The organism is Halalkalibacter sp. HAAS-P014, from assembly GCF_056619965.1.
This window is the reverse complement of the sequence record NZ_JBWQTV010000002.1, coordinates 113,539-133,096: the sequence shown is the minus strand read 5'-3', so window position 1 is coordinate 133,096 and position 19,558 is coordinate 113,539. Positions and strand designations below refer to the sequence as shown.

The window sequence follows — 19,558 nt, the reverse complement described above, 5'->3', positions numbered from 1 at the left end:
CATTAGTCTATATTAACTTCTTCCAAAATTGGTTGATCGACTGGTTTGGCACCATCACGACTTTCTTTCATTTCGAAATACTCCTCTAACGCCGACTTCGCAATCGCTTGAGCAATTCCTTGTCTACCACCATTACTCGCTAGCTTCACGCCTGGAACAACAACCGCAAAAGCTATTTCAGGATCGTTAAAAGGCGCATACCCAACAAACGATTGGGTGTTCCCATCAATGCTACGACGGTTCTCTCCTTCACCAACAGTGACTTTAACCTGAGCCGTCCCAGTCTTTCCTGCAGGTTGATACGAGGCATTACCAAAATTGCCACTTGCTGTTCCTCTCGTCATCACATCACGCAACCCTTGCTGAACCCGACTAATATGCGTATCACTCATTTCAATTCGGTTTAATACTTTCGGTTCAAACTTTTGAACAACCGTTCCGGAAGAGTCTTGGTTTGTAGAAGGATCTCTAATCTCTCTAACAAGGCGAGGCTCCATTCTATAACCATCATTAGCAATCGTTCCAATGTATTGCGCCAGTTGTAAAGGTGTGTAAGCATCAAACTGTCCAATCGTTAAGTCCAAGAGATTTCCATAGCTATCCGTACCACCAATAAACCCTGAGGAATAAGAAGGCAAGTCAATTCCTGTTTCAACACCTAGACCAAATTGACTAAAGCTATTTCTCATTACGTGGTATGCATTCTCTACAGAACTATCTGACCAACCACATCCCCTTGTATTTGGAGGAGTATAATAACAGTTAGCCATTCTCATTCCAATTTCAAACATATATACATTCGATGATTGCTCTAGGGCACGGCGATCATCAATCCAGCCAAACCCACTTGTATTCCATGACCTTTTTACTTGACCATCCGGAAAATGAATTGCACGGTCATTGAAACGGGTACCAGGTTGAGCTACCCCCTCGTGAAAACCTGTTAAAACTGTAGCGGCTTTAATGGATGATCCCATATCAAAAATATTATTAGTATTCCCGATGTGATCGCTTCGAAGATCTTGTTCGCCAGTAAACCCTGCCATTGCTAGAACATCTCCGGTCCGTGGGTCCAAAAGGACGGCATATGCAGAGCGATCCTTAATAAATGAATTTCCAGATTTACGGATTTCTTCCTTTAAAATCCCTTCAAGCTTTTGTTGAAGTTCCATATCTAGAGTTAACACCAAATCGTTTCCTCGGCTGCCAAGACGCTCATTCACTTCTCTATCAACGGTCTGAGCCCCTTCTCTTCTTGTAATACTCTCAACAATAGCCTTTTGACCACGAAGAACTTCTTCATATTGCTGTTCAAGAAAACTTATACCGACGAGATCTGACCTATCATATCCACGCGATAAATAGTACTCTAATTTTTCACTTGGTATTTGCCTTGTCGATCCAAAAAAACCTCGAAATGATTCACCATACGGATACGTTCTACTTGAGTCTCGCAATATATCAATCCCAGGTAAGCGATCGAGATTCTCACTGATGACATGAGCTTCCTCATCCGTTATACGCTGTTTAATTCGTTGTGGTGAATAAGCATACCCACGTGCCATTTCACGAAAAATCGCAATTACCTGCAATTGTTGATCGGTTAACTCTTCAACCTGCTCATCTGTAATTCGCTCAATCTCAAGTTGATATTCTGCAGACACTCCATCAAGCGCTGCTCTTTCTTCCCTTGTTACAAGTTCATAACGCTCTTCTTCTGACATAGACAATAAAATAAAATCTCTAGCGTCCCTTGGGGTCACTCGATCAGTATCCATTTCAATTAAAGGCTCTAAACCCTCTGCAATCTCAAGCATCGCTTGTGGACTTGTCGTTCTTGATGGATTTGTGTACGTTACAGATAATTCAAGTTGATTATCCACAACAACATGACCGTAACGATCATACATGACTCCTCTCGGTGCATCAATTCGAGCCGTTGAATTAGTGGTTGATGCTAATTCGCTCACAAACGTCTCACCTTCAACAATTTGAACAAACCCTAAACGCAGGATTAAAGCAGAAAACATCAAAAACACCACAAAAAAGAGTACATTTAATCGAAAACTAAGGTGATTTCTTCTCTTCTGCTTATGTTGGGCCTTTTTCTTCATATGTATCTCACCTTTTTCTAATAAATACCTAGTCTTCAAGCTAGTAAATGGGGAAAGAATGATAAAACAACTATCCCTTTCATACTAACATATAACCTCAGACAAATTTATGATTATTAGGATTTTACCGGAAAAATCTCATTATTTGTCAAAAGGAACACTTTGTTAGAAAAAAGAACAGGGCTTTCTCAAAATGAGACAGCCCTTTCCTCTACTATAACTCTAATTCATTCGCCTATCTTTAACAGGAACGACTTTTTTCTATATGTAGATGGAAATACACCTTTTGTCCTTTTTAATAAAGGACCTTCGAGATACCCTTTACTTAAAGCAGGTTTAAAAATAAACAAAAAACAAAGCACGGAAAAAATGGAAGCATTCATAATTGCGACTGGTCTCTTAGTAAATAAAAAACTAAACAAATACATTTTCACATAAATACATATAGACCAGCCAAAAGTCCACCCACGATAAAAGCAAATTGACTTCAATCTTAAAAACCAAAGCTCAACCAATGAAGACAAAGAAACCCATTTGGTAACATACACCACTTGCTGCGATAAACGACTAGGGAATCCGGAAAGGTATAAAAGAATTAGAAGAGGCATGATAAAGAAAATATGCAAAGCTCTAAGAGACTTCACTTTTAGGAAAGGCGATCTAAATTCCCAAAGGAGAAAATGCTTATAAAGATAATAATAAAGAGCATTGAAAAACATGACGTAAAGTATATTTGGAGTGAATTGTTTTACATTATAAAACGTTTTCTTTTTTACATTCAACCAAAAAAGAAACAATGATAATAATATATGCATTTCCAAACCTCATTTATCAAATTTGTACACATATTATTAACGACTTTTCATAAATAAATGTGAGCGCCTGTAAATTTTTTGGAAAATACTAAACGAAAGGACTCCGAGCAAACACCCTCTTCACGTACACTATTACTCTAAAAACCGCTTTCTAGTTTCTTTTGACGGAAGTAAACAACTTTGCCTTTTCCCAAACCACTTATAACGATTTTTAGCAACAATATCATAGATGGCATCCATATACTTCGTCGGAATGACTTTGAATACGGTTAAGGCTTTCCACGGCCAACCTAAGGTTTGACAAATATGAAGGACAGCAGTTGACTTCACATAATACGAATTTTCACTTAAAACAACCAAGCTATTTAGATTTCTAGGTATACCATATTCTTTCATCAATTTTTCCCCTGTTGCACTTTGAATAGAGGCAAACGAAAAGATCTTATGACGATCTTTTTCTAAAATAAAGCCTATACTATTATCACAAAAATTGCAGACACCATCAAATAAAATAATTTGGCTCATTCCATAACACCTACTTTTTATTTGACACTAACATAGCATAATAGCTCGTTAATTTGAAGAAATCTCCTTCATTTCTTCAACTGTCTCGACTTCAAACCCAAGATCAAGGAGCATTTTATGATCCTTGGACTGCTCTTGTCCGTCTGTTGTTAAGTAATCACCTATGAAGATTGAATTTGCAGCATAGAGCCCTAATGGCTGTAACGAGCGTAAATTTATCTCTCGTCCACCTGATATACGAATTTCTTTTGTCGGATTCACAAATCGAAACAAAGCTAACACCTTTAAACAATAGAGTGGATTTAATTCATTTATACCTTCAAGTGGCGTACCATCAATCGCATGTAAGAAATTAATGGGAATGGAATCCGTATCAAGTGCTTTTAAACTTCGAGCCATCGCTACAACATCTTCTTTCGTTTCTTTCATGCCGACAATCACACCTGAACACGGTGACATCCCTGACTCTTTCACGGTTTCAACGGTATTTACTCTATCATGATACGTATGTGAAGTAGTTATCTGATCATGATTCCCCTCAGAGGTATTAAGGTTATGATTATAGCGATCAACTCCTGCTGCTTTTAAACGAGTTGCTTGCTCTGGTTTTAGAAGTCCGAGACAAGCACACACTTTTAGTCCGTACTCGTCTTTGATTTCTTTCACTGCTTCAACAACTTGATCGACTTCTTTATTCGATGGTCCCCTACCACTAGCAACAATACAATATGTTCCTACATTTAAATCAAAGGCTCGCTTGGCGCCTTCTAAAATCGTATCTTTACTCACCATTTTATAAGAGGAGATGGGAGCATCTGAAATAGAAGATTGTGAACAGTAACCACAGTTCTCAGGACATAGTCCAGATTTAGCGTTCATAATCATATTTAACTTTACCTTTTTCCCGTAGTAGTGCTGACGAATTTGAAAAGCTGCGTGCATAAGCAATAGTATTTCATCATCTGGACAATTTAATATTGAAAGCGCCTCGTCGTTTGTTAAGTCTTTATCATTTAACACTCGTCCAGCCAACCCCATCCAATCTTGCATCAACCTTACCCCATTTCAAAAACAATTATTTGTTAACCGATATAAAATGTTAGTTAACAAAATAATCGTAATATTGTTAACTTAATATGTCAATCAGTTAACAAACAAAAAACGAAAAATGACCTAGTAAACAATACCAGGTCATATCATCATATCCGATTAAAGCCACTCAACTGAAAAACTACACACGTTTGTTAACTTCAAAATTCTCTTCAATTAATAACCAATTTTGAGGAAATTCCCATCCAAGCACCCAATAATAAAAGCCTCGCAACCCGAATTCTTTTACAAGATCAAATTTTGATTGCATGCTTCTAGCATCTTCAAACCACACTTCATGCTCTACCCCTTCATTGTCAATATAGTTGAAATGTGGTGATTGAGCGACTTCATCGTACTCTATAATTGCATTATGCAGAGCAGCTAATCGAATGGCTTCTTGGTGATCAATCGCCCTGGCTCTTGTTTCACCTTCCACAAATGGCAACGTCCAATCATATCCGTAAAGGGGAATTCCCATCATAATTTTATCGTTCGGCATAACAGATGCAGCGTACTCAATGACTCTTCTCACTTCACTTATTGGAGCTACAGCCATAGGTGGACCTCCTGTCCATCCCCATTCATATGTCATTAAAAATACAAAGTCAGCAATCTCTCCATGAGCAGCATAATCATGTCCTTCATAGAGCACACCTGGCATACCTGGTTCAACTTGTGGGGCTAGAGCACTTGAAAGAAAGTAACCTCTTTCATCTAGTCGCACTCGTGCCTTTCTCATTAATTCGTTGTATTGTTCTCGGTTTATTGCCCCTAAATACTCCAGATCAAAATCTAAACCTAAATAACCTCTTTGTTCCATAATGGCGATTGCCTCATCCAACAGACGATTTTGCAACTCTTCACTTTGTAAAACCGTTGTAACAAGTTCTGTATCAAAAGCACCATTCTCTAAATTCGTAATAACCATTAACGGCACAACTTGATTTTGGTAAGCCGCATTTATGATTGCCTCGTCATTGATTGGAGTAAGGGTTCCGTCAGAATTTAACTCATAGCTAAAGATTTGAATGTACGTTAAATGCTCTCCTACCTCATCTACATACTGAGGAGACTCCTCACCCGTTATGTTTAAATCGACGTATGCTCCCACGTCAACAGCTGGCCTTTGACGGTATACGTTTGGAATATTCAATCTAAATCCAACAGGAATGTTTTCTGGGTATTCGATCTTGTTTTCACGAACTATATCCTCGGCAGGTACACGATAATGCTCGCTAACTGTCCATAAATTTTCTCCAGGTTCAATCCAGTGCATGCGATCAATTCCTGGTATGACAAGGGATTGACCAATCACCAACTGATCTGGATTCGGTAATTCATTAACTTCCACAATCGTTTGAAATGGTACTCCGTAAATTTGCGAGATACTCCATAACGATTCACCTGCTGCGACAACATGAATTTGCACAATCTCGTCCTCCTATAATAGACATTTATTCCATTACAACAATATTCGACTGTCGCAGAATAGGTGCTTGGCTATAAGTTCAAATGAACAAATTATTACCCAATGAACGCAAAACGGCTTGTACTCTTACTTTCTGTGGAAAAAAGGACGGAGCTTAAAGACTTTTTAATGTAGTAACCATTCCCAACTTAACTCATCCTTGATTAAGAGAAATGTTCAAGGGTGATTTTTTGTACAAAAAAAGCTGTCTGAGAACAGTCCCAAACAACTTAGAGTAATTATTTTAATAAGCCAACTAATTTTAGACCGTGCAAAATTCCATCTTCATCAACGGATTTTGTTACATATTTAGCTGCGGATTTAGCTTCTTGCTCGGCATTTCCCATCGCCACACTATTTGCAACCTCACTTAGCATTTCAATATCGTTTAATCCATCTCCAAAAGCATATTGACGTTCTGTTGCAACATTAAGCGCATCAGTAATTACTTTTATTCCCATTGCTTTTGAACCACCAGATGGCAGAATATCTACGGAAAAACGATGCCAACGAATAAAGTCAAATTGCTCGTAAGCTTCTTCGTACAAGGCTTCTTCTTTATCCAGACAAAATAATAAAGATTGATAAATTTCACGGTCTTGATGATAAAGAGGGTCGTGGCTAGGAAATAGACCGGTTTTTAACGATTCAAAACTTTCTACAATGTAGTCGTGATCAGAAACATTTGCTTTCATATCCTCATGGCCCATAAATACAACCGGATGATTTTTTGATAACGCTAAATCAGTTAACGATTGTAATGCTTTTTGGTCCAATGGATTTTTATAAACTACCTGTCCATTTAACACGACGTATTGACCATTATAGCTGACATATGTATTAATATCTAATTCCTTTCGCAAGTCTTCAAACATAAAGGGAGCACGTCCAGTCGCAATGGCTATCTCGTGTCCTTGCCCTTTTAAAGCATAAATCGCTTCTTTTGCTGACGTTGGTAATTGCTTATTGTAATCCAATAGTGTGCCATCAATATCAAAGAACACAATACTTTTCTCTGTCATCAAAAAAACCCCTTACTTTATCTTAAGCTAGTCTTTCTTTTAACCTCATCATACACTTTAAAGTAAATGATTGCACTTAAAACAAAAAACAATTAAGGTACGTGAAATTAATAAGTTTAAAAAGAGCTCGTCCTAAATGAACGAAACTCTTATTGCTTCGTTTGAACAATCGCATTGAAACAAAGAACGTTATCTGTGCTGTAGTGATTCCTTCCAAGCATCAGATAAGTGAGCGAGATTTTTTAATTTCTCAATTGCTTCATGATTGTCTTTATCATGGTATGTAATGTGATTAACAGATTGAACACTAACATCGGTTATTCTCTCAAGTAAAACAAGGGAATCGCTTCTAGAAACATTTCCTTCTTGTAATACACGTAAGTAATAACCAGAATATCCTGTCTCCTGAATATACAGAGGAAATTCTTTCACTCCATGTCTCCTCGAAACTTTAAAACAAGGTCTTCTCGGCTGACTTACTTGAACCACAGCTTCTCCCCATTTCCATATATCACCAATGAAAACTTTTGATTCTAATAGTCCACTGCTTGTAATGTTTTCCCCAAATGCCGCGTGTGGTAGACTCAACCCTAACCTTTTTTCCCAGTACTGATAATGTTCATATGGATAAACACAAATTGCTTTATCTACCCCACCATGATTAATAAGGTCAGCTTGTTCATCACCTTCAATATTTGTTTTTGCTAAGTACAAAACTCCTTTAGAAACTGGTGTTTTGACAATAGCAGACACAACTTCTTTCTCCCCTTTGTTTGCAATATTCTTTGCATTTCCTATATTTAGAGAAACGATTGATCCTTTTATCACAGTATGCCTCCCTTACTACTGGTTTTTTTGAAATAAGATTTTTTGCTATACTTAAATAGTCCTTCAAACTACAAAAACACCTACACACACTTTACTAAATTGCGCGTCTTTATAGGACTTTCTCCTACTAACTATTCCTTAATAAAAGCTTTCTTTGACATAAAAATATTCACGTAGTATCTCAGTAAGATAGTCTAGTGGGGTCGTTTCAACCTGCCGATAGCCCTTTTGTGTATACAAATGTGTTGCATTCGGCAATTCCCTTTTTAACTGTTTTCTTAAGCTTTCCCCAGCATTATCAGCATCAACAAGGATATAGACGTCCTTATCCTCGATTGGATAAATCAAATCTTCAAGCTTTTCAGTACTAAGCGTTCCATATGTACAAACAATCTCAATCGGTTCATTCAATAACTTTAACACACGCTTACGATCATTTATTCCCTCGACAATTAAGACTTTCTCTTCCATGTTCGTCACATCCTTTTATAATTGTTACGTAAATTGCGACTTTTACTACCGGGAACCATCATCCTATACTATTGCCTTCTAGCAATCTATCATATAAAATTTCTTTTATGAGGTTCCCCAAATGGAAAAAAACCCCTATTACTTAAATATACATAACATCGTTCTAATTACATAGAAGGGAATGACCCCAAGATGAACCAAGAGCTTCTACTCATTATATTGTTAATTATGTTTGGTTATACACTAAAACGTATACGCGTATTAAAAGAAGAGGATGGTGCAGTACTATCACGAATTATCTTTAATATTACTTTGCCTTCCTTAATGATTGTTACCTTTGATTCCGTAAGTATCGAGCCCTCTTTATTAATGTTATCTGGATTAGTCCTAGCATTTGGTTTGTGTTCAATTTTCCTTGCCTTAATTATATTTAAATCTGTAGAAAAAGAAATGAAAGGCACAATCATGATGATCGTTGCCGGATTTAACGTTGGCTTATTTGCTTTGCCGATTGTACAAGCCCTTTGGGGAGCAGAAGGGATTACCTATTTTGGTATGTTCGATTTAGGTAATGCAATTCTTGTTTTCGCCATTTCGTATATATTAGCAAGTTATTATTCAGCAGAAGGGCTCACGTTAAAACCAATTGTTATTATTAAAAAGCTTGGGACCTCAATTCCCTTAATGACCTACCTTGTAGTTAGCATATTAAACTTTAACCACATCAAATTACCTACAGTAATTATTGAGATCGCATCGATCTTATCAATGGCAAATATGCCATTATCGCTTTTATTATTAGGGGTATTATTAAACTTCACCATCGAAAAGAAATACGTGAAGCCAATGGTACAGTTCCTTTTTTTCAGATATGGACTAGGCTTGCTTGTTGGCCTTATTTTTTATTATTTAGCTCCTGTCGATCAAATGTTTAAAAATACAGTCTTAGTAGGGCTTATTTTACCAATTGGGTTAGCTGCTATTCCGTATACATATGAATTTAAATATACAACCGCTCGTTTCATTGGAATGCTATCTAATTTTTCAGTTGTTATTAGCATGATTCTTATTATACTATTAGCCAACTTTATCTTATAACCCCCCCATAAAAAATGACCTAGCACTTTTCTTTAAAAGTACTAGGTCATCATTTATTACTTAGTTAAGCGATTACATAGATGAAGTTGTAATCTTCGCTCTAGTCTAGAACTTTTTTTTCCTTTATAGTGAACATATAGTCTATTTTAGAAAGGAAAAAAAATATGAATTATAAAATGATCGTTCTTGATTTAGATGATACACTTCTACACGATGACCACACCATTTCTGAACGAACAAAAGAAGCATTAATGACCGCTCAAGACCAAGGTATTAAAATTGTTTTAGCTTCTGGACGTCCTACATATGGCATGAATGCTATTGCAGACGAACTATTGTTACATGAATATGGGAGCTACATTCTTTCTTTTAATGGTGCTAAAATTATTCATTATCGAACAAAACAAGAACAATTTAGTAGTACTCTACCACCGGAAGTTGCACATCGACTTTATGAATTAAGCAAACGCGAAGAGGTATACATTCATACCTATATTGGCGACGAAATCATTACAGAAACTGGAAATGAATATACAACAAAAGAAGGAGACATCACCGGGCTCCCCGTCAAGGTAATTGATAACTTTGTCGAAGCGGTACAAGAACCCGTTGTAAAGGTATTAATGTGTGCGGATCCAAACAAGCTTGTAAAAGTTGAGGAAACGCTAAAAGAGGAATTTGCTGACACTATGAGCATTATGCGATCTAAGCCTTACTTTTTAGAGTTTCTAGAAAAAAATGTCACCAAAGGGTCAAGCCTACAAGCGCTGATCAACTCACTTGGAATTAAGCGGGAAGAAGTGATTGCCATTGGTGACAGTTATAATGATCTAGCAATGATAGAGTTTGCTGGATTGGGTGTTGCAATGGGAAATGCTCCTGAAGATATTAAGAAGAAAGCAGACTATGTAACAGATAGCAACACAAACAACGGTGTTGCAAAAGTTATTGAAAAGTACGTTTTAAATAAGACTTCTGTATAGTTTATTCGAGGTTGTCTCATTATCCATAGTATAAAGCCTGCAGCTATTTACTATAGAGACAACCTCTTTTTTTGTTTCACTATACACTTACCTCGACAACTACTGGGCAATGATCACTGCCCAATACATGTGAGTGAATTTCTGCCCCTATTAGGCTTTCTTTTAATCGGTCCGAGACAATAAAGTAGTCAATTCTCCAACCGATATTACGTTCTCTAACCTTGTTCATGTAAGACCACCATGTAAAAGCTTCACGTTTTTCCGGATAAAAATAACGAAAAGAATCAGTAAAGCCTGCTTGCAGTAAAGTCGTCATTTTTTTACGCTCTTCAACTGTAAATCCAGAATTCTTTTTATTTGGCTTTGGATTTTTCAAATCTATCTCATGATGAGCTACATTTAAATCACCACAAACTATTACTGGTTTCTTGCTATCAAGTTCAAGTAAATAGTTACGCATTCTCTCCTCCCATTCCAAACGATAACTAAGTCTCGATAAATCCCTTTTAGAATTTGGTGTGTAGACGTTAACAAGATAAAACTTCTCAAATTCCAGCGTGATGACCCTTCCTTCATTCTCTTCAAAATTCTCACCTAAACCATATTGAACGGATAAAGGCTCATGCTTAGAGAATACAGCAGTCCCTGAGTATCCTTTCCTTTCTGCATAATTCCAAAATTGATAATATCCTTCTAACTCTAAATTGATTTGTCCCTCTTGACATTTAGTTTCTTGTAGACAAAATAAATCTGCATTCATTTCATGAAAGTAATCTAAAAACCCTTTATTTACACATGCACGTATACCATTTACATTCCAAGAAATTAGTTTCATAGTTTTGAACGTTACTCCTTTGTTACTTGATAAATATATATCTTACTACAGGCTCATAATCACAGTAAATAAAAAAGGAGCTTCTCTCATGAATGCTCCCGTCAAAAGCACAATATATATTGCATGCTTATGATCAGAAACTTGGTTTGAGACAACTCCTCATTCTCGCTCTTTGAAACGATCGTCTATCGTATCACGTTGATTGGTATCATCAAACAGCTTAAAAAACTCTTTGATTTTTGCTTGCTCAAAAAATTCGTCAAGATAAGCGTCTGATAAGATTGGCACCATTTTTTCTTGAATATATTCTGTTCCTTTTGTTACAGAATTCATACCCGTTTCGGCGAGGTTTTCAGGCTCTATTCCGAGTAGAAATACAGCGCCAACACTAATAATGAACGCGAGAACAGCAAACTTAAATAATGTCTTTACTAAAGAAATAAGAAAGAACAAAACGATCACAATCCCGATAAGAAAAAGCCATAATTGCTGCGATTCAAACAACTCGATGAATGGATCCACATTTCCTCCTTGGCTAGAAAAACTTTTTTTACTCTCATTATGATCGAACTACTTTTCTTTAAACGTGGATCGCTTAATTTAGTATCTAAAAAGAAATTATTTCATGTTTTTAACGTATTGGGTCATACTAAAAGTAAGATTGAAAAAAATGGGGGATCATAGATGGGTATATTTAATAAACAGCAACGAAAACCGTTTGCAAGAAGTGAATATGACGTATTGAAACAAGTCATTTTATGTAAACCAGAATATATGACCATTCGCGATGTTATAAATGAGACACAAAAGAAATTTAAAGATGAAGGTATTCACATTGAGAAAGCAATGGCTCAACATAAAAAGTTTGTTGAAACATTAAAAGACCATGGAGTCGATGTTGTTCTATTGCCTGCTTTAAAAATGTTTCCAGAACAAGTCTTCACTCGCGATATCGGATTTACATTTGGACATATATTATTCGTAGCAGAAATGGCTCATAAAATAAGACAAGGCGAAGAAGAGGTATTACGAGGTTGGGTTAAACAAGAAAGAATGTCTTATTACAATTTAATTGGTGACATGATTGAGGGTGGCGATGTCATCATTGATCGCGAAACGATTTATGTCGGATTAAGTAACCGGACTAACCAAAACGCTATCGACCACTTGCAAAGTATATTGCCTCATTATGAAATTGTAAGTATCCCTTTTACGGAAAAGTACTTGCATTTAGATTGTGTCTTTAACATTTTATCTCCAACCGAAGCTCTCATTTATCCGAAAGCTCTAAAACAAAAAGAAATAGATTTCCTAACTTCTCGATTTCCTGATTTAATTGAAGTAACAGAAGAAGAACAATTTACTCTTGGAACGAACGTACTATCTATCGGGAACAAAAAAGTTTTCAGTCTTCCTGTTAATACAAATGTAAATGAACAACTAAGGGCACGGGGTTATGAAGTTATCGAAGTTGATATTACTGAGATCATTAAATCTGGTGGCTCTTTCCGTTGTTGCACTCTTCCTGTCTTAAGAGAAGGCAATAACCATTAAATCAGGGGCTGTCTCAAAAGGTTAGTTAAAATTTTTTGAGACAGCCCCTAAGCAATGAGCTAAGACGCCACTTTCAAAAACCTGTTATGAGTGGATTTCTTATGAAAAGGCGCGCGACGAGCTGCCATTGCCACTTCATCCAAAAGACTGGCTTTGAACCTTTTGAGAAAGCCCCTTTTTTCATTTGCATTCCCTTTTATAAGTAAATAAAAGAAGGGATGAGCTTGTTTGAGGAAACCTTATCAAAACTTAGATAATGTTGAGAAAAACAAAATAACACTAGGAAAGCTCTACCGTTATTTTCGGACACGAAATAGCGGAAAGGATTTGAAAGAACGTATTCCAGTTGCAACAAAAACCTATTTCAAAAGTTTACAACAAAACCGTACTAGTGCTACATACACATGGATCGGCCATTCATCATTTTTCATTCAATTAGCCGGATTAAATATTTTAACCGACCCTGTATTTACTAATCGATTGGGGACTGAGAAACGATTGGTTCCTCCAGGGATTCCCCTTAAGGAGTTGCCAACGATTGATATTGTTCTGATTTCTCATGCACATTACGATCATCTTGAATTTCAAACATTAAAAAAACTCAAAGGAACACCTGCTTTTTACGTTCCTTGTGGACTAAAAAACTTATTTTTGAGAAAAGGATTTTCCAACGTATATGAAGCAAACTGGTGGGATCAGTTTCAGTACAAAGAGATAGGACTTCATTTCGTCCCTGCTCAACATTGGAGCAGACGAAATCTTTTTGATAAAGATAAAGCACACTGGGGCGGTTGGATTATTCAATCTAAAGAACAGACATTTTACTTTGTTGGTGACACAGGTTATTTTCGTGGGTTCAAAGAGATTGGTCGCTGTTTTCCAATAGACATTGTATTCATGCCAATTGGTGATTACGAGCCTGATTGGTTATCAGGGCTACAACATATTAATCCCGAAAAGGCCGTTCAAGCTTTTATAGACCTTAACGCAAAAACGCTTGTCCCTATGCATTATGGAACCTATCGCCTTTCGATGGATACAGGGCCTGAAGCAGTTCTAAGATTACGAAACGAATGGAAACGTTTGAACCTGCCCTCAAACCAGTTACAGGTCTTACAAATTGGTGGGAGCATATTTTTATAGTAATAGTGGGTGATTTTTTAGAAAATATTCAATCATCCACTAACGACTGAAATTTCTTACTTTTTTCTATTAACGATAGGAACTTTTTCAATTCCCCTTGCATACTATATATGGGTTTACAAGAAGGGAGATTAAAAATGGATCTATCAGAAAAACAATTTTCACGCCTTAGTAAGAAGTCACTTGAACGTTTAGAGAAACTACAGCATAAATACGCACAAGAATTTGGTGATTTTATCTCGAAAGCCGAGCTAATCTCGCTTATTGTTCGTTATTCAAAGGAGCAAGACCAAAAGGCTCCAACATACGAACAAAGGAATGAATCTTAATGTCACTCCATTGCTCGAATTTTTTCTAAATTTATAGACTCATACAGAAAGGAAGAGCCGTTGCGATAAAAACGAGGATCATATATCCCTAATTCATCATCCGTTTCAACAATAACAACAAATGGAGACCACTCCATCAACACTTCTGCCTTTGGATTCAACTGAAAAAGTAGCTCTAAATCTGCATTTTCACTTGAGACAACAGACTCAATAAACTTCATTTCTCCCCAAACTGTCGCCTGCGAGATTGTCACAACTCGATTATTTTTTCCAATTACCGAAAAATGACCAGGGAGAAAGCTTGCTGAAAGAGCTACTTCTTCATAATGTTCTTTTGCCTCATTGTAAATCAAATATCCTTGAACGCTTTGAATAACAAGATGAAGACTAATTGCAAGCCAAACATACCTCCATACTTTATAAGCCTGAATATGTTTCCTTAAGCGAGTAAAACAAAAGCCAATTACTATCATTGACAAAATGACAAAGTCAACAATCGGAATGACTCCAAAAGATACCCTCACTTGTGAAATAGGCTCAAACACCCCTGTCCCCCATGCATTAAATGAATCAAAACTATTATGTATGAACACATTCAAAAAGGCTAAGTAAAAAATAAGACGCTCTTTACGCCTCCATACGAGATAGGCAACACCATAAATAATAAAAGCCCATATAGGAACAAGAAAGAATGAATGAGTTAACCCGCGATGCCACATTTGTTCCATAATACGCCCTGTTTCTGTTACATTAGCGACTACATCGATATCTGGAATCTGACTGCCAACTAGAGCCGAAAATAGAAGGGCTCTTTTTGTATTTTGGTCTATTTTATCTTTTTTTACTGCCCCATATGTGGTTAAGCCAAACAACGCATGTGTAACTGTATCCATATTACTTACCTACCCTATTTTTTCTTTTCTTACCTTACCATAATATGTAGAAAAGGCAGAATATCTAAATTATTGATGGAACAGATGTTAGCGACACCTTTTTTTCCAGATTTTGTAGCGATCTCCTTACATAAACAGCTGCTTTTTTTCGAACAATAAGATTGATATGAGGAGTGATGATAGTGAAAACAAAAGCTGGTGAACAAGCAGAGAAACCATTAAGATGGTGGGAATTGTCCCTTTTAGGTGTAGCAGGGACAATTGGAACTGGTTTTTTTCTCGGCTCAAGCATTGCTATTGATATGACAGGTCCTTCAGTACTATTAGCCTTTGCTCTAGCAGCCGTAGGTACTTATTTTGTCTATGAAGCTCTAGCCAAATTAACGATGGCCGATCCTCAAAAAGGTTCTTTTCGATCCTATGCGAAAAATGCCTATGGACGTTGGGCTGGCTTTAGCAGTGGATGGGTTTATTGGATTTCAGAAATGCTCATTATGGGCAGTCAAATGACGGCATTATCTATCTTTACTAGGTTTTGGTTTCCAAATGTCCCATTATGGGTATTTGCTTGTATTTATGCAGCTCTTGGGTTGCTTGTTATCATTGTCGGGACGAAAAGCTTTGATCGTGTTGAAAATTTGTTAGCTGTCCTAAAAATAGCTGCGATTTTAATGTTTATTATCATAGCAATCCTTGCCCTATTAGGGATTTTTGGACAAGGTGGGCCAGATGTAGCAGTTCCAAGAACATACGACACTTTCTTCCCTAATGGATTAACAGGTCTTCTTCCAGCCTTTATCTATGGGTTTTATGGTTTTGGTGGGATAGAAATCATGGGTTTACTAGCAATACGGTTAAAAAATATGAAAGAAGCACCAAAGTCAGGAAAAGTTATGCTCTCTGTTTTAGCGTTAATTTATGTTATTTCAATCGGTCTTGCTCTCTTAATGGTACCTTGGAATAACTTCACAACAGAACAAAGCCCTTTTGTTACGGCGCTTAGAGCATTTAACATTCCCTATGTGAATCACTTTTTTAATGCCGTCTTTATTATTGCAGGATTCTCTACAATGGTGGCTTCTTTATTTGCGGTCATTCGTATTTTAGTTACGCTTGCAGAAGACCGAGACGCTCCAACCTTTTTCGCTAAAAAAGTCGGAAATAATATTGCCTTGCCAGCAATCGGTTTGACAGCTGCGGGAATGATTGTATCAATTGTTTTGGCAATTATGATTCCGGGTCGACTATATGAATATGTGACAACGGCAGCAGGACTTATGTTGCTATACAATTGGATCTTTATTCTAGGTTCTTACGGCCGGTTATTAGATTTAGCTACAAAAGATAACGTGAAACGAATTTTTGGTTTTGTTTTCATACTGCTAGCTGTCGTCGGTACCACCTTTCATGAAACAAGTCGCCCTGGCTTCTTCATTAGCATTGGGTTTATCCTCATCGTTGCAATCGTTACTTTGATCATGCGGCACTTTTGGAAAAAGTCAAAAGATGATCTACCACCTGATCATCCATCCTTATTTACGAAGCTAAAATAAGAAGTGCCTGAATTCCAAAATAAACACCGAATCCAATGAGTGAGAAGCCTGAGACGATAGAAATGATCGTCAACAATTGATTTGTTAGAAATTTACGCATCGTACTTGCTAGTGCTGCCATTGTTAGATCCCAAACAGTGATTCCAATAAAGATGGCAGCACTATAAAGAATTACTTGACTTGTCCCATATGTTGTCACCGTTTTTGCTAAAATTGAACCAAAAATCCCTAGCCAAAAAAGAATCGTTAAAGGATTAAACAAGGACATGAAAAAGCCTGAGAAAAAAGATTTCATATGTGATTCTTTTGAATTTCTAGAGCTATTTACCGTTATTCTCCCAGCACCTGACACGCTTTCTATCCCCGTATAAACAAGAACAAAGAATCCAAAAATCCACAGGAACGTTTGAATAATTGGCACTTCGATAAATTGAACCACTCCTATAAAGACAAGTAACATATAAAAGGCATCTGCTACTGTCGCCCCTAAACCAACTAACCACGCATGAAAGAAGCCATTTTTTATTCCTCGGTCTAGTTGTGCTGCGTTGACAGGGCCAATCGGAGCAGCCAAACTTAAACCTAACAATATGTACCCTAAAAACACACTCATAGAACCAATCCTCCAGTTATTTATCTAAGTCGGACAACCCAACCGCTTGTACAGTCTATGAATCAGAACAAGCTCTTACAACCGAAGAATGAAATTTCCATTTAAAATATTAGCTTTCCTACTACCTAAAAAAGAGCTGATCCAATAGAATCAGCTCTTTTTTTATTAATATCCGTATCCGCCTGCCCAGCTTGCACCGATGATAATTAACAAGATGAAAAGAACTACTAGTAACGCGAAGCCGCCACCGTAACCTGGAGTTGCTGCGTGTGTCATAAATGATCATCTCCTTTAAGATTCTTTGTTAACTTACAATGTCATCCTATGCCACTTCAGCAATTTCGTTTGGGCTTTTTACAATTTTTCTAAAAAATATCTTCTGTTGTTATTATGCTAAACAAAACAAGCTAACATAATTGTTCGTATATACAAATACATTGAAAACAAAGGACAAGTATCTTTACCAAAACCAAGGCTAAACAATATAGGAGTAAATATGGTTAATTCATATCGAACATACATTCTTATAACGTGTGGTGGAGTAATTCAAGGGATCGGAATGGCTCTCTTCCTATTTCCACATTCTATTCCTTCTGGTGGAGCTGGTGGACTAGCGGTTCTGCTGAATTACTGGTTAAACATACCTTTAAGCTTTGCTCTATGGCTTGTTAATTTCTCAATGCTAGTTGCGGCTATTTATTGGCTCGGCAATGCAAGTGCTATTGGGACAATGTATGGTATTACAATCACCTCTCTAAGCGTTCATATTTTTAGTTTTGATTTCGTAAGACCTTACAATAATGTTTGGCTAGATTTGGTTATAGGTTCAATTATATTAGGAGTGGGCGTAGGAATTCTGCTTAGGCAAGGGGTATCAAACGGTGGAATGGGTGTACTTGCCTTAATTATCGCAAAATTAAAATCGATCCCTCCAGGAAAACCGTTGTTTCTTTTGAATGGGTCAATCTTTCTTTTTACTGGCTCTATTATCGCATGGCCGATCGTTATCCAAGCACTTATTTCTCAATGGTTATCGACAAGAATGGTCGATAAGATTTTCCATTTGAGATTAGAACTTATGCAAAGTCCCTTAATAGGGTGGAGAAGAAAGAAAAAATGAAAATCTTTAGTTGAAATGTATTAATTAGTCATTAGACAACGTTCCAAAATTGATTTTAGGCATATTCTTCATTATGTAAATAATAGAAGGGTGTGTGCTCAATGAAAAGTAAAGTGATTTCGTTTTTTTGTTGTTGCCTCATTGTTGTGTTAGCAAGTTGTTCAAACACTTCATCGCAAAATGGAACTACTGCAGATGATTTTCCTACGAATAGTATTCAGTTAATTGTTGCTTTTTCTCCTGGAGCGGCAACTGACACTCAAGCGCGGGTTATTTCCAAATATGCAAGTGAGTATCTCGGACAAGAACTTGTCATTGTTAACAAACCTGGTGGTGGTGGTCAAGTCGGTTGGAACTTTTTCTCTTCTGTTGAACCGGATGGTTATACATTAGCAGCTTATAATCTTCCGCATATTATTACTCAACCCCTTGTTGGTCAAACGAGCTTCGAAATTGACACATTTGAACCTCTCGTGAACTGGGGAGGGGATCCAACTGTATTTGCCGTAAAAAATGATAGTCACTTTTCTAGCTTAGATGACTTAATTAACGAGGCCAAACAATCTCCAGGATCTATTACAGTTGGAAATGCCGGTCTTTATGTTGGCCAACATCTAGCATCGCTTTTACTTGAAGATTCTGCTGGTATTGAGCTTGAAGACGTACCATTTCAAGGAGCAGCCGATGCTATTTCTTCATTACTTGGAGGACACACGGATGTTGTTGCAGGGAATCTCTCCGATATTTATCGCCTAGGAGATGAAGTCAAACCTCTTGCCATTGCAACTGAAGAACGCCATCCGTTCTCACCTGATATTCCCACCTTTGCTGAGCTAGGTTACCCAGAAGTAGTAATGAGCACAGATCGTGGTATTGCAGCTAGAGAAGGCACACCACCTGAGATTATTGAAAAGTTAGAAGAAGCTTTCATGAATATCTTAAAAGATGAAAACTTTCTAGCTGAAATGGAGCAAGCTGGAGCTGATATGCTAATCATGAACCGTGCAGAAGTGAAAGCAGACATGGAAGAACGAGCAACAACCTATGAAGAATTATTAAAATCAATTGGTGTAACCGAATAATAAAACGAATAAAATGGGGT

General features: G+C 37.0%; 20 protein-coding genes. 8 read left to right on the top strand and 12 right to left on the bottom strand.

The features are described 5' to 3' along the window. Positions 1-2 precede the first annotated feature (2 nt). The 7 genes from AC1FXZ_RS01380 to AC1FXZ_RS01350 all read right to left on the bottom strand — a co-directional run bounded on the left by AC1FXZ_RS01380 (position 3) and on the right by AC1FXZ_RS01350 (position 8,335). The gene (locus AC1FXZ_RS01380; protein ID WP_480050267.1) at positions 3-2,114 is read right to left on the bottom strand and encodes a peptidoglycan D,D-transpeptidase FtsI family protein; all 2,112 of its coding nucleotides are present in this window, start codon (positions 2,112-2,114) and stop codon (positions 3-5) included. A gap of 947 nt (positions 2,115-3,061) precedes the next feature. Further along, positions 3,062-3,454 (bottom strand): thiol-disulfide oxidoreductase DCC family protein, encoded by a 393-nt coding sequence (locus tag AC1FXZ_RS01375; RefSeq protein ID WP_480050265.1) that lies wholly within the window; start codon positions 3,452-3,454, stop codon positions 3,062-3,064. Between the two features lie 48 nt (positions 3,455-3,502). Beyond that, on the bottom strand, positions 3,503-4,504 hold the full coding sequence (gene bioB, locus AC1FXZ_RS01370; protein ID WP_480050263.1) for a biotin synthase BioB: 1,002 nt from the start codon (positions 4,502-4,504) through the stop codon (positions 3,503-3,505). A gap of 181 nt (positions 4,505-4,685) precedes the next feature. Then, positions 4,686-5,975 (bottom strand): glycosyl hydrolase family 18 protein, encoded by a 1,290-nt coding sequence (locus tag AC1FXZ_RS01365; protein WP_480050261.1) that lies wholly within the window; start codon positions 5,973-5,975, stop codon positions 4,686-4,688. A gap of 278 nt (positions 5,976-6,253) precedes the next feature. Continuing rightward, positions 6,254-7,036, bottom strand: coding sequence for a Cof-type HAD-IIB family hydrolase (locus AC1FXZ_RS01360; RefSeq protein WP_480050259.1), 783 nt, complete (start codon positions 7,034-7,036; stop codon positions 6,254-6,256). A 189-nt stretch (positions 7,037-7,225) separates the two neighbouring features. Continuing rightward, a complete protein-coding gene (locus AC1FXZ_RS01355; protein WP_480050257.1) occupies positions 7,226-7,864 on the bottom strand; it encodes an MOSC domain-containing protein in 639 nt (212 codons plus the stop codon). A gap of 138 nt (positions 7,865-8,002) precedes the next feature. Further along, complete coding sequence (locus AC1FXZ_RS01350; RefSeq protein ID WP_480050255.1) at positions 8,003-8,335, bottom strand: toprim domain-containing protein; 333 nt, start codon at positions 8,333-8,335, stop codon at positions 8,003-8,005. A 192-nt stretch (positions 8,336-8,527) separates the two neighbouring features. On the opposite strand from AC1FXZ_RS01350, the gene AC1FXZ_RS01345 reads away from it, so the two are divergent. Both AC1FXZ_RS01345 and AC1FXZ_RS01340 read left to right on the top strand, forming a co-directional pair. Next, positions 8,528-9,433 carry an AEC family transporter gene (locus AC1FXZ_RS01345; protein WP_480050253.1) on the top strand — a complete coding sequence of 302 codons (906 nt, stop codon included), beginning with the start codon at positions 8,528-8,530 and terminating at the stop codon, positions 9,431-9,433. A 164-nt stretch (positions 9,434-9,597) separates the two neighbouring features. Further along, positions 9,598-10,416, top strand: coding sequence for a Cof-type HAD-IIB family hydrolase (locus tag AC1FXZ_RS01340; RefSeq protein ID WP_480050251.1), 819 nt, complete (start codon positions 9,598-9,600; stop codon positions 10,414-10,416). A gap of 79 nt (positions 10,417-10,495) precedes the next feature. Here AC1FXZ_RS01340 and AC1FXZ_RS01335 read toward each other — a convergent pair whose 3' ends face one another. Then, entirely contained in the window at positions 10,496-11,251 is a 756-nt protein-coding gene (locus tag AC1FXZ_RS01335) for an exodeoxyribonuclease III (protein ID WP_480050249.1), read from the bottom strand. A gap of 159 nt (positions 11,252-11,410) precedes the next feature. Then, the gene (locus tag AC1FXZ_RS01330; protein WP_480050247.1) at positions 11,411-11,773 is read right to left on the bottom strand and encodes a hypothetical protein; all 363 of its coding nucleotides are present in this window, start codon (positions 11,771-11,773) and stop codon (positions 11,411-11,413) included. Between the two features lie 162 nt (positions 11,774-11,935). Here AC1FXZ_RS01330 and AC1FXZ_RS01325 point away from each other — a divergent pair, with 162 nt between their 5' ends. From AC1FXZ_RS01325 to AC1FXZ_RS01315, 3 genes are all read left to right on the top strand, one after another. After that, positions 11,936-12,805 carry a dimethylarginine dimethylaminohydrolase family protein gene (locus tag AC1FXZ_RS01325; RefSeq protein WP_480050245.1) on the top strand — a complete coding sequence of 290 codons (870 nt, stop codon included), beginning with the start codon at positions 11,936-11,938 and terminating at the stop codon, positions 12,803-12,805. A gap of 228 nt (positions 12,806-13,033) precedes the next feature. Then, positions 13,034-13,948, top strand: coding sequence for an MBL fold metallo-hydrolase (locus tag AC1FXZ_RS01320; protein WP_480050243.1), 915 nt, complete (start codon positions 13,034-13,036; stop codon positions 13,946-13,948). Positions 13,949-14,085: 137 nt separating this feature from the next. Then, complete coding sequence (locus AC1FXZ_RS01315; protein WP_480050241.1) at positions 14,086-14,277, top strand: hypothetical protein; 192 nt, start codon at positions 14,086-14,088, stop codon at positions 14,275-14,277. Positions 14,278-14,279: 2 nt separating this feature from the next. On the opposite strand, the gene AC1FXZ_RS01310 is transcribed toward AC1FXZ_RS01315, so the two are convergent. Continuing rightward, positions 14,280-15,170: a metal-dependent hydrolase gene (locus AC1FXZ_RS01310; protein WP_480050239.1), complete on the bottom strand. Its 891-nt coding sequence runs from the start codon at positions 15,168-15,170 to the stop codon at positions 14,280-14,282. A 176-nt stretch (positions 15,171-15,346) separates the two neighbouring features. Between AC1FXZ_RS01310 and AC1FXZ_RS01305 the strand changes: the two genes are divergently transcribed. Continuing rightward, positions 15,347-16,723: an amino acid permease gene (locus tag AC1FXZ_RS01305; protein ID WP_480050237.1), complete on the top strand. Its 1,377-nt coding sequence runs from the start codon at positions 15,347-15,349 to the stop codon at positions 16,721-16,723. Here AC1FXZ_RS01305 and AC1FXZ_RS01300 read toward each other — a convergent pair. Continuing rightward, a complete protein-coding gene (locus tag AC1FXZ_RS01300) occupies positions 16,707-17,336 on the bottom strand; it encodes a LysE family transporter (RefSeq protein WP_480050236.1) in 630 nt (209 codons plus the stop codon). The genes AC1FXZ_RS01305 and AC1FXZ_RS01300 overlap by 17 nt on opposite strands. Before the next feature lie 165 nt (positions 17,337-17,501). After that, positions 17,502-17,612: a YjcZ family sporulation protein gene (locus tag AC1FXZ_RS01295; RefSeq protein ID WP_480050235.1), complete on the bottom strand. Its 111-nt coding sequence runs from the start codon at positions 17,610-17,612 to the stop codon at positions 17,502-17,504. 220 nt (positions 17,613-17,832) lie between these two features. Here AC1FXZ_RS01295 and AC1FXZ_RS01290 point away from each other — a divergent pair, with 220 nt between their 5' ends. Next, the gene (locus AC1FXZ_RS01290) at positions 17,833-18,456 is read left to right on the top strand and encodes a YitT family protein (protein WP_480050233.1); all 624 of its coding nucleotides are present in this window, start codon (positions 17,833-17,835) and stop codon (positions 18,454-18,456) included. A 101-nt stretch (positions 18,457-18,557) separates the two neighbouring features. Then, a complete protein-coding gene (locus AC1FXZ_RS01285) occupies positions 18,558-19,538 on the top strand; it encodes a tripartite tricarboxylate transporter substrate binding protein (RefSeq protein WP_480050232.1) in 981 nt (326 codons plus the stop codon). The last annotated feature ends 20 nt before the right edge of the window (positions 19,539-19,558 follow it).

Bases quoted from the DNA above. Each gene is read 5' to 3' on its own strand.
- AC1FXZ_RS01350 (WP_480050255.1), bottom strand. From the start codon at position 8,335: ATGGAAGAGAAAGTCTTAATTGTCGAGGGAATAAATGATCGTAAGCGT.
- AC1FXZ_RS01300 (WP_480050236.1), bottom strand. From the start codon at position 17,336: ATGAGTGTGTTTTTAGGGTACATATTGTTAGGTTTAAGTTTGGCTGCT.
- AC1FXZ_RS01290 (WP_480050233.1), top strand. From the start codon at position 17,833: ATGGTTAATTCATATCGAACATACATTCTTATAACGTGTGGTGGAGTA.
- AC1FXZ_RS01295 (WP_480050235.1), bottom strand. From the start codon at position 17,612: ATGACACACGCAGCAACTCCAGGTTACGGTGGCGGCTTCGCGTTACTA.
- AC1FXZ_RS01310 (WP_480050239.1), bottom strand. From the start codon at position 15,170: ATGGATACAGTTACACATGCGTTGTTTGGCTTAACCACATATGGGGCA.
- AC1FXZ_RS01340 (WP_480050251.1), top strand. From the start codon at position 9,598: ATGAATTATAAAATGATCGTTCTTGATTTAGATGATACACTTCTACAC.
- AC1FXZ_RS01380 (WP_480050267.1), bottom strand. From the start codon at position 2,114: ATGAAGAAAAAGGCCCAACATAAGCAGAAGAGAAGAAATCACCTTAGT.
- AC1FXZ_RS01360 (WP_480050259.1), bottom strand. From the start codon at position 7,036: ATGACAGAGAAAAGTATTGTGTTCTTTGATATTGATGGCACACTATTG.
- AC1FXZ_RS01325 (WP_480050245.1), top strand. From the start codon at position 11,936: ATGGGTATATTTAATAAACAGCAACGAAAACCGTTTGCAAGAAGTGAA.
- bioB (WP_480050263.1), bottom strand. From the start codon at position 4,504: ATGCAAGATTGGATGGGGTTGGCTGGACGAGTGTTAAATGATAAAGAC.
- AC1FXZ_RS01305 (WP_480050237.1), top strand. From the start codon at position 15,347: ATGATAGTGAAAACAAAAGCTGGTGAACAAGCAGAGAAACCATTAAGA.
- AC1FXZ_RS01335 (WP_480050249.1), bottom strand. From the start codon at position 11,251: ATGAAACTAATTTCTTGGAATGTAAATGGTATACGTGCATGTGTAAAT.
- AC1FXZ_RS01285 (WP_480050232.1), top strand. From the start codon at position 18,558: ATGAAAAGTAAAGTGATTTCGTTTTTTTGTTGTTGCCTCATTGTTGTG.
- AC1FXZ_RS01345 (WP_480050253.1), top strand. From the start codon at position 8,528: ATGAACCAAGAGCTTCTACTCATTATATTGTTAATTATGTTTGGTTAT.
- AC1FXZ_RS01375 (WP_480050265.1), bottom strand. From the start codon at position 3,454: ATGAGCCAAATTATTTTATTTGATGGTGTCTGCAATTTTTGTGATAAT.
- AC1FXZ_RS01315 (WP_480050241.1), top strand. From the start codon at position 14,086: ATGGATCTATCAGAAAAACAATTTTCACGCCTTAGTAAGAAGTCACTT.